The sequence below is a fragment of the Novosphingobium profundi genome (assembly GCF_018491765.1).
Lineage (GTDB): Bacteria > Pseudomonadota > Alphaproteobacteria > Sphingomonadales > Sphingomonadaceae > Novosphingobium > Novosphingobium profundi.
The window spans coordinates 1-14,814 of record NZ_JABWCU010000008.1; the positions used below are offsets into that span (position 1 = coordinate 1).

General features: G+C 64.8%; 12 protein-coding genes. All 12 read left to right on the forward strand.

Features of this window, described 5'->3' with window-relative positions; genetic code table 11:
- Nucleotides 1–262: 262 nt before the first annotated feature.
- Nucleotides 263–1,030, forward strand: coding sequence for a glucose-1-phosphate cytidylyltransferase (gene rfbF, locus HT136_RS09835; RefSeq protein WP_214199599.1), 768 nt, complete (start codon nt 263–265; stop codon nt 1,028–1,030).
- Entirely contained in the window at nt 1,024–2,112 is a 1,089-nt protein-coding gene (gene rfbG / locus HT136_RS09840) for a CDP-glucose 4,6-dehydratase (RefSeq protein WP_214199830.1), read from the forward strand. The genes rfbF and rfbG overlap by 7 nt, the downstream gene beginning before the upstream one ends.
- The gene (gene rfbH / locus HT136_RS09845; protein WP_214199600.1) at nt 2,102–3,463 is read left to right on the forward strand and encodes a lipopolysaccharide biosynthesis protein RfbH; all 1,362 of its coding nucleotides are present in this window, start codon (nt 2,102–2,104) and stop codon (nt 3,461–3,463) included. Before rfbG ends, rfbH begins: the two co-directional genes overlap by 11 nt.
- A 28-nt stretch (nt 3,464–3,491) precedes the next feature.
- Nucleotides 3,492–4,199 (forward strand): hypothetical protein, encoded by a 708-nt coding sequence (locus tag HT136_RS09850; RefSeq protein ID WP_214199601.1) that lies wholly within the window; start codon nt 3,492–3,494, stop codon nt 4,197–4,199.
- Complete coding sequence (locus HT136_RS09855; RefSeq protein WP_214199602.1) at nt 4,196–6,004, forward strand: thiamine pyrophosphate-binding protein; 1,809 nt, start codon at nt 4,196–4,198, stop codon at nt 6,002–6,004. The genes HT136_RS09850 and HT136_RS09855 overlap by 4 nt, the downstream gene beginning before the upstream one ends.
- A 24-nt stretch (nt 6,005–6,028) precedes the next feature.
- A complete protein-coding gene (locus tag HT136_RS09860; protein ID WP_214199603.1) occupies nt 6,029–7,045 on the forward strand; it encodes an NAD-dependent epimerase/dehydratase family protein in 1,017 nt (338 codons plus the stop codon).
- 90 nt (nt 7,046–7,135) lie between these two features.
- On the forward strand, nt 7,136–9,094 hold the full coding sequence (locus HT136_RS09865; RefSeq protein WP_214199604.1) for an SLBB domain-containing protein: 1,959 nt from the start codon (nt 7,136–7,138) through the stop codon (nt 9,092–9,094).
- A 35-nt stretch (nt 9,095–9,129) separates the two neighbouring features.
- Entirely contained in the window at nt 9,130–10,197 is a 1,068-nt protein-coding gene (locus tag HT136_RS09870; protein ID WP_214199605.1) for a GumC domain-containing protein, read from the forward strand.
- Nucleotides 10,190–11,173, forward strand: a complete 984-nt coding sequence (locus tag HT136_RS09875; RefSeq protein ID WP_214199606.1) for a glycosyltransferase family 2 protein — start codon at nt 10,190–10,192, stop codon at nt 11,171–11,173. The genes HT136_RS09870 and HT136_RS09875 overlap by 8 nt, the downstream gene beginning before the upstream one ends.
- A gap of 7 nt (nt 11,174–11,180) precedes the next feature.
- The gene (locus tag HT136_RS09880; protein WP_214199607.1) at nt 11,181–11,570 is read left to right on the forward strand and encodes a GtrA family protein; all 390 of its coding nucleotides are present in this window, start codon (nt 11,181–11,183) and stop codon (nt 11,568–11,570) included.
- Complete coding sequence (locus tag HT136_RS09885) at nt 11,567–12,997, forward strand: glycosyltransferase family 87 protein (RefSeq protein ID WP_214199608.1); 1,431 nt, start codon at nt 11,567–11,569, stop codon at nt 12,995–12,997. The genes HT136_RS09880 and HT136_RS09885 overlap by 4 nt, the downstream gene beginning before the upstream one ends.
- The gene (locus HT136_RS09890) at nt 12,997–14,706 is read left to right on the forward strand and encodes an ArnT family glycosyltransferase (RefSeq protein ID WP_214199609.1); all 1,710 of its coding nucleotides are present in this window, start codon (nt 12,997–12,999) and stop codon (nt 14,704–14,706) included. The genes HT136_RS09885 and HT136_RS09890 overlap by 1 nt, the downstream gene beginning before the upstream one ends.
- The last annotated feature ends 108 nt before the right edge of the window (nt 14,707–14,814 follow it).

Consider the following 14,814-nt stretch of genomic DNA (forward strand, 5'->3'; position numbering starts at 1 on the left):
ACAACCAACATCCCTGTACCCGCCGTTCGGAACCCAAACGGCGGCGCTTCTCACAATGAGATGAAGGGGGTCAATTTTAGACGCCGATCACCCCGCTAAGGGGGTCAATTTTGCACGCCGCTCCACACCCCAAAAATCCCGAAATAAAGATTGACGACAGAGGGATCGACTCTAAGGGTCTGAACTCACCGCAGCATTGCCGCGCGGCTTCGCAAAGTATGCAGCACCACCCCATTGCCGAACAAGCAAAATGTGAGCAGTTGTGACAAAAGTAGTTATCTTAGCCGGTGGCCTTGGCACGCGCCTTGGTGAAGAAACCGGCCTCCGCCCGAAGCCCATGGTGAACGTCGGCGGCAAGCCAATTCTTTGGCACATCATGAAAATCTATTCACAGCATGGTGTGAATGACTTTATCATTTGCCTTGGGTACAAAGGCTATGTGATCAAAGAATATTTTGCAAACTATTTTCTGCACAATGCGGATGTCACGATCGACATCGAACGCAACGAGCTCAAGGTGCATCAGAACTGGGCCGAACCTTGGAAGATCACGCTGGTCGAGACGGGCGCCGAAACGATGACCGGCGGCCGCCTCAAGGCGGTGCGCAACTACCTTGACGACGAGCCCTTCTGCTTCACCTACGGCGACGGCGTGGCCGACATCGACGTGACCGCGCAGCTCAAGTTCCACGCCGAGCACAAGAAGAAGGCCACCATCACCGCCGTCGCCCCTCCGGGCCGCTTCGGCGCTCTCGAATTCGACGGCGACCTCGTCCGCCGCTTCCACGAAAAGCCGGCCGGCGACGGCGGCCTGATCAACGGTGGCTTCTTCGTGCTCGATCCCTCGGTGATCGACCTCGTCGACCAGCCCTCGACGATCTGGGAAAAGGAACCGCTCGAGAAGCTCGCGCAAGCCGGCGAACTCGCGGCCTTCCGCCATGACGGCTTCTGGCAGCCGATGGACACCCTGCGCGACAAGCAGCACCTCGAGCAACTCTGGGAGCAGGGCGCACCTTGGAAGTCATGGTAAACGAGGCGTTCTGGCGCGACCGCCGCGTTCTGCTGACCGGCCACACCGGCTTCAAGGGAAGCTGGCTGGCCCTGTGGCTCTCGCGTCTTGGCGCGAAAGTTACGGGCTTCGCCCTCCCGGCTGAGGAGGTCAGTCTCTTCAACCAGGCCGGCATCGCCGGCCTGGTTGATCACGTCGAGGGCGACATCCGCGATTTCGCGGCCGTCGAGGCCGTCGTGCAGCGCGCACAGCCCGAAGTGGTCTTCCACCTCGCCGCGCAGCCGCTCGTACGCCTGTCCTACGACGAGCCGGTCGAGACCTTCGCGACCAACGTTCAGGGCACCGTGCACGTGCTCGACGCCTGTCGCCGGGTCCCCGACCTCAAGGCGATTGTCTGCGTCACCAGCGACAAGTGCTACGAGAACCGCGACTGGGTCTGGCCCTACCGCGAGAGCGACCCGATGGGCGGCCACGACCCCTACAGCGCGAGCAAGGGCGCGGCGGAACTCATCGTCGCCTCGTACCGGCGCAGCTTCTTCTCGCAAGGCGAGACGCGGCTCGCCTCGGTCCGCGCCGGCAACGTGATCGGCGGCGGCGACTGGGCCGCCGACCGCCTGATCCCCGACATCGTCCGTTCGCTGCTCGTGGGCGAAAAGCCCTTCATCCGTTCGCCGGATTCGATCCGCCCCTGGCAGCACGTGCTTGAGGCACTTGGCGGCTACCTGCTGATCGCGCAGCACCTTGCCGATGGCCGTGACTGGGCGGCCACGGGGTGGAACTTCGGCCCCGCCGACGACGACGCGCGCCCGGTGCACTGGATCGCCGACCGCATGACCGAGACCTGGGGAACCCCGGGCTGGACGACGCAGGCCATCCAGCAGCCCCACGAAGCGCGTCTTCTCAAGCTTGATTGCACCAAGGCACGCAGCGAACTGGGTTGGCGGCCCGCACTGCGCCTTGCCGAGGCGCTCGACTTCATCTGCGACTGGCACAAGGCCCTGGCCGGCGGCGCGGATGCTCTCGAGACCTCTTTCAATCAATTGGACGATTACCGCCATCGTCTCAACGAAGCCCTTGATGGAACGAAACCCTATGACCGTTGAACAAATCGCGAGCGACCTCTCCTCCCTTGCGGGTGACTGCGATGAAAGCCAGCTGCGCTCGCTCATCCTGGACCTCACCGGCGAATATGCCCGCCGCTTCCACGCCCCCAAGCCGTTCGTTCCCGGCGAGAGCCCCGTCCCCGTTTCGGGCAAGGTCTACGGCGAGAACGACATGCGCCTGCTCGTCGATTCCTCGCTCGACTTCTGGCTGACCACCGGCCGCTACAACGACGCCTTCGAGAAGCGCCTTGCCGAGCGCGTCGGCGTGGCTCACGCGCTGACCACCAACTCGGGATCGTCGGCCAACCTGCTCGCCCTCTCGACGCTGACCTCGCACTACTTCCGCGGCGACGCGCTCAAGGCCGGCGATGAAGTCATCACGGTGGCGACCGGCTTCCCGACCACGGTCAACCCCGCGCTGCAGTACGGTCTCAAGCCGGTCTTCGTCGACGTCGACATCCCGACCTACAACGTCAAGCCCGACATGATCGAGGCGGCCGTTTCGGACAAGACCCGCGCGATCATGATCGCGCATACGCTGGGCAACCCCTTCGATCTTTCCGAAGTGATGCGCGTGGCCGAGAAGTACAACTTGTGGGTCATCGAGGATTGCTGCGACGCGCTCGGTGCGAAATACGACGGCAAGGGCGTAGGTACCTTCGGACATATCGGCACTCTCAGCTTCTATCCCGCCCACCACATCACGATGGGCGAAGGCGGCGCGGTGTTCACCGACAAGCCGCGCCTCAAGCGCGTCATCGAATCGATGCGCGACTGGGGCCGCGACTGCTGGTGCGCGCCCGGAATGGACGATACCTGCGGTAAGCGCTTCGCGCGCCGTCTCGGCACCCTTCCCGTCGGTTATGACCACAAGTATACATACGGTCATGCCGGCTACAACCTGAAAATCACCGACATGCAGGCCGCCGTCGGCCTCGCGCAGATGGATCACCTCGAAGGCTTCATCGCCGCGCGTCGCCGCAACTTCGATCTGCTGACCGAGATGCTGCGCCCCCTCGAGAACGCACTGATCCTGCCCGAGGCGACGCCCAACAGCGATCCCTCCTGGTTCGGCTACCCGATCACCATCCGTCCGGAAGCCAACATCGACCGCGAAGAGCTGATGCGTTTCCTCAACACGAAGAAGATCGGCACGCGCCTCCTGTTCGGCGGTAACCTGCTACGCCAGCCCTACATGAAGGGCCGCGACTACCGCGTGGTCGGCGAACTGACCAATGCGGACCTGGTGACCACGAACACGTTCTGGATCGGCCTGTTCCCCGGCCTGACCGAATCGCACCTCGCCTACACCACCGAACAGCTCGCCAACTTCATCGCCGGCAAGCGCTGAAGACCACAAGTTTGAGGAGGAGCAAACTGTGACCGAGATCAAGTTCGTTCTGGATTTCGATGGCGTGCTGTTCAACAGCGCGTTCGAAGCCTACAGCGTGTGCAACGAAACCGTCGCCAACAAACCCGGGTACCGCCAGGACGTGAGCTACGAGGAATTCCTCAGCTTCCGTTCGGTGGTAACCGACGCGTGGCAGTACAACCGGCTCTACAGCAGCGAGCGTAGCGTCCCGCTCTCGGCGATCACCGCGATCAAGCCGGATGCCGCCGACTGGCAGTTCTCGAAGGAGTTCTTCGAAGCGCGTGAGCGGATCATGGCCAATCCCGATTGGCCCAAGCTCATGCCGCCCTACGACTTCTTCTACCTGCTCAAGCCGTACCTGATCGAGTACCCGCAACACTTCGCGATCCTCTCGACGCGCAACGTCACCTCGCTGCGCGAGACGCTGGCGTTCCACGGCGCGGATGTCATCCCGGTCTTCGGACAGGAGGACATCCGACGCCTGGGCAGCAAGCTCGATGTCGCCAAGTCGCAGCACTGGCTCGATCGCGGGCGCTACCTCATCGTCTACGTCGACGACATGAACCGCCATCTCGAACCGTTCGAGGGCGAAATCCACCTGCCGCTCCACGCCAACTGGGGATATGACGCCAGCACGTCGAGCAGTCTTTCGGCCAATCAGATACACACGATCATCACGTCTCTACTCACGATTGCCAAGAGGGGGAGCGAATGAAGTATTCAGATCAGATCGGCGCCTGGCTCAAGGCCGCCGGATATACGCACTATTTCTATGTCGGCGGGGGCAACATCATGCACCTCACCGAGAGTCTCGACCGGTTCCTGACCGGCGTTCCCGTGGTCCATGAAGTGGCCGCGGGCATCGCGGCGGAATACTTCAACGAGATTCATCCCGAGGCGCGCGCGCTGGCGCTCGTGACCACCGGGCCGGGTCTTACCAACGTGCTCACCGCGGTCAGCGGCGCCTGGCTGGAAAGCCGCGAGCTCCTGCTCATCGGCGGACAGGTCAAGACCAGCGATCTCGCCAACGGCGAAGTGCGCGGACGCGGCATTCAGGAAGTGGCCGGCGTGGAGCTCTTCGCCCCCACGACCAAGGCCTCCTACCGCTTCACTGCGCCGATCGACGCCAAGGCCTTCCTGGGCCTGATCGAGCAGAGCTGGACCCCGCGCAAGGGCCCCGTCTTCCTCGAGATGCCTCTCGATGTGCAGGCCGCGAACGTCGAGGAAGAAGCCCTGCCCGAAATCGTCGCGCCCAGCCTGCCGGCGGCCCCGGACAGCGACGTCCAGAAAGTCGTCGAGCTCTATCGCTCCGCGCAGCGCCCCGTGGTGCTGGTGGGTGGCGGTATCGACAACGCGACGGTCGACGCCCTGCGCGCTCGCCTCGAGGACCTGCGCGTCCCGGTGATGACCACCTACAACGGCGCCGATCGCTTTGCCGGCGATGCGCCCAACTTCCTCGGCCGCCCCAACACCTGGGGCCAGCGCGCCGCCAACATCGTCATCCAGAAGTCGGACCTGATCATCGCCCTGGGCACGCGCCTCGGGCTGCAGCAGACCGGCTTCAACTGGCAGGAATTCGGCCGCGACGCCCAGATCGTCCAGCTCGACATCGACGCACGCGAACTGACCAAGGGCCATCCGCGCATCGATCTCGGCCTGCCCTTCGACGCCAACGACTTCCTGACGCGCCTCGCCGCCTACGACCTGCCCGCCAAGCAGGACTGGATCGACGAGGCCCAGGCGATCCGCGCAAGCATCCCGCGCGTCGAACCGGTCAACCACACCGGCCCGGGCTATCTCTCGCCCTACGACTTCATCGTCGGCCTCGAGAGCTTCACCCGCCCCGACGACCTCATCATCCCGTGCTCGAGCGGCAGCGCCTTCACCTTGTCGATGACGCTCTACCAGCCCAAGCTCGGCCAGCGCATGCTGACCAACAAGTCGCTCGCCTCGATGGGCTATGGCCTGTCGGGCGCGATCGGCGCGGCGGTCGCCGGCGAAGGCCGGCGCACCATCCTGATCGAGGGCGACGGCGGTTTCGCGCAGAACATGCAGGAAATCGGCACGGCGGCGATCAACGATCTCAACCTGAAGATGTTCATCTTCGACGACCAGGGCCATGCCTCGATCCGCATGACCCAGCGCAACTACTTCAGCGGCAAGTACCTGGGCTGCGACACGAAGTCGGGCCTCGGCCTGCCGCGCTGGGAAAAGCTGTTCCAGGCTTGGGACGTGCCGGTCATGCCGGTGCCGCTCGATTTCCGGACGAACCCGGAATTCCGCGCCGCAATGGAGCGCCCGGGCACCGAGGCCTTCATCGTCCCGGTCGATCCCGAGCAGACCTACTTCCCCAAGATCAGCAGCCGGATCACGGCCAGCGGCTCGATGGAATCGAACCCCATCGATCGCATGAGCCCGGAAGTCGACTACCCGCTTGCAGCCCCCGCCGAGCCGGCCAGGCAGGCAAAGCCAGCCAGGCAGGCGAAGCCGGCCATCCTCGAGGAGCAGGAACCGGGCTGAAGCCCGGTTCGCTTCACGTCGGCCATGCACCCTCGCTCCGTCGCCAGCCACGGCTCCCTTCGCCTCGCGCCCGCAGCGCGCGCTGCGCTCGCCGATGACGATCGCAGGATCGTCATCGTGGGCGCGCGCGGATGGATCGGGCAGACGTTGCTGAACCTCCTCGACGAAGCGCTCGGTGCCGATGGGCTTGCCGAACGCGTCGTCTGCTTCGGTTCGGCCCCGGCCGAAATCACGCTCGAAAGCGGCACCGTTGTATCCCAACGAGCCCTCCCGACGCTTGCCGATCTCGAGACGCGCCCCACACTGCTCTTCCACCTCGCGTTCCTGACCATGGACAAGGTCTCGGGCATGGTCGAGAGCGACTATGTCAGCGCCAACAAGGCGCTGAGCCGCCAGGTCCACGAGGCGCTCGACCCTATCGGAGTGGACCGGCTGTTCGTGGCCTCGTCGGGCGCGGCGGCCTTTGCCGACGATCCGCAGGCCGCGGCGCCGCTGCGCCTCTACGGCCGCCTCAAGTGCGAGGACGAGGTGCTCTTCGCACGCTGGGCGAACGCGCGCGCCGACCGCGGCGTACGCGCCGCGATCGGACGGATCTACAGCGTTTCGGGTCCTTTCATGAACAAGCACGGCACTTATGCGCTGGCTTCGTTCATTCTCGATGCCCTGGCCGCGCGACCGATCATGGTGCGCGCGCCGATGCCGGTGCTTCGCAGCTACGTTGCGGTTCGTGAGCTCGTCTCGTTCGTCGTCGCCGAATTGCTGGGGACAATCCCCGGCCCGGCCGCACTGCACTTCGAGACCGCCGGCGAAGCGCTGGAATTGGCCGAAGTGGCCGCTTGCGTCGCGCAAGTCCTGGGCACCACGGCGCCCTCCCGAACGCTCCATTCGCACGACGCCAACCGCTACGTGGGCGATCATCTCGCCTGGCAGGACTTGCTTGGTCGCCATGCAATCGCGCATATGCCGCTCGAAGAGCAGATCCGGGAGACCGCCGCGTGGTTCGTGGAGAACGTGGCTGAGGAAGCTGCGGTCCCCGACTAGAGGGCGTGTCTGTGCAATTCGTTCGTATTGATAGGTGTCTCGCCGCTCCGCACGTTTCATCCGGAGCGCGTTTGAATGGGAAATGGTACGTTGACTAACAACAAGACGGCCAAACGCGGCTGCTGGCTCTCCAAGGTTTCGCTAACAAGCCTGGTCGTCGCTGTCGGCCTGGTGGGCAGCGCCCCATTCAACCTGGCCGCGGCACAGACGCGCAACGACAGCAGCAGCGATTCGTCGAGCGATTCGAGCAGCAGCTCCTCGTCGAGCAGCGACAGCTCGAGCTACAACCCCTACGCGGGCAACGCGAGCCAGAAGCCCTACAGCGTCTCGAGCTCGAGCGACAGCAGCGATAGCAATTCCTCGAACCTCCTCACCATGCAGGCCCTTCTCGCCGCGCGCGAAGGGGCCGGCTCGGAGAACGAATTGCGCAAGCCAGCGGACCCCAGCCAGTTCCAGCGCTACGTCGAACGGCTGCTCGGCTACGAAATCAAGCGCTTCGGCGACACCCTCGTGTTGCCCGGAAACCGTGATTTCGCGACTCCGGCCGAAGCCAGCGTGCCGCCCAGCTATGTCATCCAGCCCGGCGATACGGTTACCATCAACCTTGCCGGTTCGATGGAAGGCAGCGTCGAGCGCAAAGTCGACACCAACGGTCGGATCTTCCTCGAGGGCGTGGGCCCGGTCACCGTCGCGGGCGTGCGCCAGGGCGACCTGCGCGACGTCATCGCGCGGGCCATCGGTACCCAGTTCCGCGGGTTCACCGTCTCGGTCACGCTGAGCGAACTGCGCGGCATCCGCGTCTTCGTCACCGGCTTCGCCAACAACCCGGGCGCCTTCAGCGTGGGCAGCCTGTCGACGCTCGCCAACGCGGTGTTCCAGGCCGGCGGCCCGGCTACCGGCGGCAGCTGGCGCGACATCAAGCTCTACCGCAACAACCAGCTGATAAAGGACTTCGACCTGCTCACGCTGATGCGCGGGGGCAATCGCATCGACGACGAGCTGCTGCAGAACGGCGATGTCCTGTTCATTCCGGCCGCAGGCCCCCAAGTTGCGGTCATCGGCGCCGTCAACGACGAAGCCATCTACGAAGCGCGCGCGGGCGAAAGCCTGGCCGATCTGCTGGCCGACGCCGGCGGCGCCAACACCGTGGGCGACACCAGCCGCCTGGTCCTCTACCGGACCGGCACCGAAGCCGTCGCCGGCCCGCAGATCTTCTCGCTGGCCGAGGCGGCCTCGGTCTCGATCCGCCCGGGCGACATCATCCAGGTCCTGGCAACCGGCACCTTGCAGCAGCCGACCGCTCAGCAGAAGGTCCTGGTGCGCATCGAAGGCGAAGTCCAGAAGCCCGGCATCTACTATGTCGCACCCGGCACCCAGAGCCAGGATGTGATCGCGATGGCTGGCGGGCTCACCCCCCGCGCCTATCCCTTCGCCACGAAGTTCACGCGCCAGTCGATCATGCTCCAGCAGCAGGACGCCTACAAGGAAGCGCTCGAGCAGTTGCAATTCGCGCTCGCCGCGACCCCGCTCAGCGCCGATCCCAGCGTCAACAACGGCGATCGCGACGACCAGGTCACCGCAGCCAAGGCGGTCCTCGCCCAGCTCAAGGAAAGCAAGCCCGACGGCCGGATCATCCTTCAGATGGATCCCAACGCGCAGCAGGTACCCACGTCCATCACGCTCGAAAACAACGATGCGATCTACGTTCCGCCCAAGCAGAACACGATCGGCGTCTTCGGGGCCGTCTACCGCCCGGCCTCGTTCCTGCTGGATGACGCGCACAAGCCCGAGCGGATCGGCGACTACATCGACATGGCCGGCGGCACCCAGCGCGTCGCCGATCGCGGCGGCATCTTCGTCGTGCGCGCCAACGGCCAGGTGATCTCCAAGAAGAACGGCGCGCTCAACGCCCACGCCTTGCCCGGCGACGTGATCTTCGTCCCGGTCAAGACCCAGCCCAACACCTTCTGGGCCAAGTTCCAGAGCGTGGTCGGTGGCCTGTTCGGCCTCGGGCTTTCCGCCGCCACGCTCGTGGCGGTGACCCAGTGACGCCGGCCCGAAGCCTCGTGGGGACTCTGACATCGATGCGCTGGCTATCGCGCTTCCGCAACCGGGCCCTCGTGTTCGGCCTGCCCATCCTCGCCTTCGCCGTGCTGGCGGTGTTTCCCCAGCGCTATCTCGCCGTCGCGACGATGACGCCGAGCGACCCCAGCAGCATGGGCCTGAGCGCCACGCTGGGCCAGCTGGGCGCAAGCAACAGCGTGTTCGGCAACCAGGCCGCGATCGAGATCGCAATGCGTGTCGCCAACGGCGTCTACGTGCGCGACCTTGCGATCAAGACCGGCCACCTCGACAAGGCGCTCGGCAAGTCCTCGCTCGAGCTCGAGCGCGAGCTCGAGCACCGGGTCGACATCCGCTCGCTTCGTGGCGGGATCATCATGATCAGCACGAAGGACCGCGATCCCAAGCTCGCCAAGACGGTCGTCTCGTCCTACACCGTGGCGCTGCGCTCGCGCCTCGGCCAGATCGCGCGTGAGCAGAGCGCCTACAAGCGCAAGGTCCTCGAGCAGCTCGTCGACGAAGCCTCGAAGAACTACGCCAAGGCGCAAGCCAACTACGACACCTACCGCCGCACCTATCGCACGCCCAACCCCCAGGGCGCGCCCGACAGCGTCAACACCCGCCTGCTGCAGCTTCAAGGTGCCATCGACGCCCAGAAGATCGCGCTCAGCACCGCGCGACAGTTCTACACCGACGACAACATCCAGATCCGCCAGCTCAAGGCCGAGATGGCCTCGCTTCAGGAACAGCTGAACCAGGCCCGTTCGCTTGCCCCCAACATCAAGCAGGACAACGTGGGCAGCGTGATCGAGAACACCACGCGCCTGTTCGACCTCGAACGCAAGCTCGGCCTGCAGCGTTCGCTCTACGACAGCTACCAGCGCTTCCTCGAGGGCACGCTCGTCGAGAACATCGCCTCTGATGCCAATTTGCGCATTCTCGAGCCGCCCTACATCGAGACCGACCGTCAGTACTGGATGCCCGGACTGGCCGCGTTGGCCGCCCTGATCCTGCTGTGGGGCGCGATCGAATTCTACCGCCTGCGCCCGCCCGTGGGTGCCCGGCTCGAGCGGGAGGACACGCATGCCTGAGACATCCACCGGCTCCGCACCAATCGGCGTGCGGGCGGTTCCGGCGATCCCCGAGGTCTCGGTCGTGATCGCATGCCGCAATGAAGAGGACAACGCCGAGGCCATCGCCGCCGCGGTCATCGAAAAGCTCGAGCCGATCGTGCCGAGCTTCGAGATCATCTTCATCGACAACGAGAGCCAGGACCGCACCGTCGAGATCGTGAAGGGCATGTGCCTGCGCGATCCGCGCATCCGCCTGATCGTCAACACCCGCAACTTCGGCCAGATGCGCTCGCCGACCTATGGAATCTACCAGGCCAGCGGCAAGAGCATCATCTCGATGTGCGCCGACTTCCAGGACAGTCCGGACCTGTTGCCCGAATTCGTGCGACGCTGGCGCGCGGGAACCGACATTGTCCTGGGCGTGCGCGAGAGCGAGCGCTCGGGCCTCGTGCTCGGCACCGTCCGCGAACTTTCCTACAAGCTGCAAAAGCGCTTCGGCGACTATCCGATCATCCCCAACGCCACCGGATTCGGCATCTACGACCGCCGTGTCGTCGATTCGATCCGCGCGATGAACGAACCCCAGCCCTTCTTCCGCGGACTGCTGGTGGAAACCGGCTATTCGATCGAGACGATCTCCTTCGCACGCCCGCAGCGCGCCGGCGGCCGGTCGAACAACAATTTCTTCACCTTGCTCGACTTCGCCCTGAACGGGCTCGCCGGCTCGTCGAAGAACCTGCTGCGCGCACCCCTCTACGCAGCCTTCCTGATCGCCGTGATTACCTGCATCTCGCTGGTCGGGGCGCTGGTCTCGGCCTTCACCGGGCATTCGTGGCAACTCTGGCTCTTCGCCGCACTCCTCGAAGTGCAGTTCGGGCTGTTGTTCGGCTTCCTCGGATTGCTCGGGGTCCAGGTGGGACTGATTTCGGAGCGTACGCGCAACCAGCCGCTCGTCCTCGAACGCGAGCGGGTCAATTTCCCGCAGGAAAGTTGAGCCGGGCATGTTTGACTGGAAATCGCCGGGCGAGTGGAAGCGGGTTTTCCGCTATTACCAGGCCGGCATCGTCAACACCGCGTTCGGCTACGGCCTCTTCGCGCTGCTGGTCTATCTCGGGGTCAACATCTACCTCGCCCAGATCGTCAGCCACGTTGTGGGCATGGCCTTCAACTACCTGACCTACAGCCGCTACGCCTTCGCCGATCACCGGGCGAACATGACGCGCTTCGTCCTGTCCTACGCGGTCAACTACCTCCTGGGCCTCGGCTCGCTCTACGCGCTGTCGCAGTTCGTCGCCTCGCCCTACGCGGCCGGCCTGCTCTCGACGGTGTTCGTCTCGGCGATCAACTACCTCGTCTTGCGCAAGCTCGTCTTCACGGAGAAGACTGCGTGATCCTGCCGGTCAGGCGACCGCGCGGATGGCAATTGCCCTTCGAATGGACGATGGCGTGCATCGTGCTGTGCGCCATCGGTTACTCATTCTGGTTCCTGGCGCACAACGGCTATCTGCCGATGACGTTCTTCTACGAGCCCGACGACGTCTTCGCCGACTGGTTCAACACCGCCTACTGGGCCTACGACAAGGGTGCCTACGACACCTGGACGACGCTCTACCCCCCGGTCTCCTTCGTATTCCTGGGCCTGATCACGCGCGCCGAGTGCTATCCGATCCGCGGCATCGGGTCGGATCTCAGCGTGGGCCTTGCCGCGCGCTATTGCGACTGGGGATCCTACGTCTGGATCGGCGGCCTGTTCCTGCTCAACATAGTGCTGGTCTACCTGGTGCTGCGCAAGGCCGACCGCACCACGGCCATTCCCCGCACGATCGCCGTCGCGCTTGGCTGGCCGGCGCTGAACGGGCTCGAGCGCGGCAATCTGGTGCTGGTGGCCTTCACGCTGTTCGTGCTCGGCTTCGGGCCGCTCCTGCGCTCGGCCTGGCTCAAGTGGCTGTGCGTGGGCCTTGCCGTCAATTTCAAGGTCTACCTGATCGGCACGGTGGTCGCCCCACTGCTCAAGCGGCGCTGGCGCTGGAGCGAAGGCGCGTTGATCGCGGTGGTGGTGGTCTACCTCGTCAGCTTCGCCTTGCTCGGGCGCGGATCGCTGTTCGAACTGATCGGCAACCTGCAGAACTGGTCGGCGCTGGGGGCCGCGAGCCCGCTCGACATGTGGTCTGCCTCGACTTACGAATCGCTCTACAAGCTGCTCGATTCCGAACAGTATCCGATGGCCGCAATCATCGGTTCGGACAAGGTCATCCTGCTCCACTGGCTGATCCCGGCCTTGCTCAACGCCACCCGCCTTACGATCGTCTTCGCCGCCATCGCCACCTGGTTGCGTCCCGAGGTCGTGCCGACCTATCGGGTCGTCAATTTCGCGCTGATGATGGCGCTGATTTCAAGCGAGGCAGGCGGCTATACGTCGGCCTTCTTCATATTCCTGGTGATGTTCGAGCCCTGGCGCGGGTTCGGTCGCAAGTTCGCGATCGTCCTGTGCTACCTCCTCGCCCAGCCGATCGACTTTCCGATCGATCATATCGCCGACGTGGTGCGTGACACCTTTTTCGGTCACAGCACCACCATCATCAGCTTCTACATCAAGCTGGGCCCCTTCATCCGGCCGCTGATGATCGAACTGGTCGCCGCCGCGATTTCCTTCGTCACGATCCGTGACGTGTGGATCGACATCCACCAGCAGGGCTGGAGTGGACGCTGGCGCTATCGCCGCGACGTGCCGTTCCTGCCCTGGATCCGCAAGCCGCTCCCGCCCGGCGCAGGCACGCGTGCCGCGGGGGATTCGACTGCCGTGCAAGGGCAGGCCTGATGGCTTCGTCTTCGGCCGTCCGGTCCCGGATGCGCCTGGCCCGGCCGCGGCTCGCCACGCTGGCGCTTGCGGCACTGGTCCTGGCCGGCCTCGCGATGCGCCTGCACGGCAGCCGCTTCGGACTTCCGGCGATGAACGATCCGGACGAACTCATGTTCGAGCTGGGCGCTCTGCGCATGATGAGCAAGCACACGCTCAACCCGGCCTGGTTCGGCCATCCCGCGACGACCACGATCTACCTGCTCGTCCTCGTCAACCTCGGGGTCTTCGTCAGCACCATCGCCAGCGGTAGTTTCATCTCGGCCAAGGCCTTCACCGCGTCCCTGTGGCTCAACCCGGGCCTGATGATCTGGCCCGGAAGGGTCGCTATGGTGCTCTTCGGCACCTGGGCAATCTGGCTCACCTGGCGTCTCGCGCGACGGCTCACCGACCCGCGCGGGGCCCTCCTGGCGAGCGCACTCGTCGCCTTCAGCCCCCTTCTCGTGACATGGTCACAGGTGGTGCGTTCGGACATGATGGCGACGTGCTTCATGTTGCTCGCGCTGTTGGCGATCACGAACCGGCTGCAGGTCCGGCGTCGACGTGACCTGGTCCTGGCAGCGTTCTGGCTGGCCTGCGCAACGGCGACGAAATGGCCCGTCGCGCTCGCGGGCACCAGCCTCGTCATGGTCATCACGGTTCAGGCGCTGCGCCAGAACGACGGCGCGATCCGCCGGGCCCTCCGGATCGCACTCCCCAAACTGGCCTTGAGCGGGGCGCTCTATTTCGCCTTCCTCATCCTGATTTCCCCCTATCTGGTCCTCGATTTCCAGACCGTCGTCGCCGATCTGCACGGCGAAGCGCAAAGCCACCACCTGGGCGCGACAGGCGGCAGTCCGGCCTTCAACCTGGCCTGGTACGTGCGCCACGCGATGCTGCCAGGCCTGGGCTGGGGCGGCATCCTCCTTCTGCTGCTGGCGCTGTGCCTCGGCTTGCGCCGGCATCTGGTGGGCCGCGGACGCGGAGCGCGGGTCTCGGATCTCACCCTCGTGGTCCTGCCGTTCCTCGTCTGCTTCCTTGCCGTGATGGCGATGCAGAACCTCGTCTGGGCACGCTGGCTCATTCCGCTCGTGCCGCTGCTTGCGATCCTGGCCGGGCGGGGGTTCAGCGCCCTGCTCGACGTCCCGTACTTGCATGCTTCGCGATCGCGGCGTCGCGTCCTGGGCACCCTGACGGTCCTTGCCCTCCTACTGCCGTTGGCGCTCACCAACCTGGGCAATGCGACCATGCGCCTGCACGATACGCGCCAGCAGGCGAGCGCCTGGGCCATCGGCCATGTTCCCGCCGGACGTTCGGTCCTGGTCGAGCAATTCGCGTTCGACCTGCTGGCGCAGCCCTGGACACTGTACTTCCCGGTCGGTCGCGGCGGCTGCCTCGACGCGCGCGGGTTGCTCGAGGGCAAGGTCGACTATGCGACGATCGACAATGCACGCGGCGGCCATTCCAACCTCGATTACGGCACATTGCCCGAGGAGCGCCGCGCCGACTGCCGCGCCGACTTCGCCATCATTACCGAATACGAACGCTATCGCGCCGAACGCCAAGCCTTTCCCCGCGAGTACGCGGCCTATAGGCAGCTCCTGCAAAAGGGCCGGATCGTGGCCCAGTTTCGCCCCCGCCCCGGCCAGGTGGGTGGGCCGCACGTCTATGTCGTGCAGATGCCCCGCTAGTGGATTTATTCCGACATTTGAACGCACCCTTTCCGATAGGGTACCAAATGTCAGAATCGAACCACTAGAGCGGTTTTCGAACAGATTGCATCAGATCGACCGGTCTGT

Excerpts from the sequence above, each read along its gene's own strand:
- rfbG (WP_214199830.1), top strand. The coding sequence starts at position 1,024 with ATGGTAAACGAGGCGTTCTGGCGCGACCGCCGCGTTCTGCTGACCGGC.
- HT136_RS09855 (WP_214199602.1), top strand. The coding sequence starts at position 4,196 with ATGAAGTATTCAGATCAGATCGGCGCCTGGCTCAAGGCCGCCGGATAT.
- HT136_RS09870 (WP_214199605.1), top strand. The coding sequence starts at position 9,130 with ATGCGCTGGCTATCGCGCTTCCGCAACCGGGCCCTCGTGTTCGGCCTG.
- HT136_RS09880 (WP_214199607.1), top strand. The coding sequence starts at position 11,181 with ATGTTTGACTGGAAATCGCCGGGCGAGTGGAAGCGGGTTTTCCGCTAT.
- HT136_RS09860 (WP_214199603.1), top strand. The coding sequence starts at position 6,029 with ATGCACCCTCGCTCCGTCGCCAGCCACGGCTCCCTTCGCCTCGCGCCC.
- HT136_RS09875 (WP_214199606.1), top strand. The coding sequence starts at position 10,190 with ATGCCTGAGACATCCACCGGCTCCGCACCAATCGGCGTGCGGGCGGTT.
- rfbH (WP_214199600.1), top strand. The coding sequence starts at position 2,102 with ATGACCGTTGAACAAATCGCGAGCGACCTCTCCTCCCTTGCGGGTGAC.
- HT136_RS09890 (WP_214199609.1), top strand. The coding sequence starts at position 12,997 with ATGGCTTCGTCTTCGGCCGTCCGGTCCCGGATGCGCCTGGCCCGGCCG.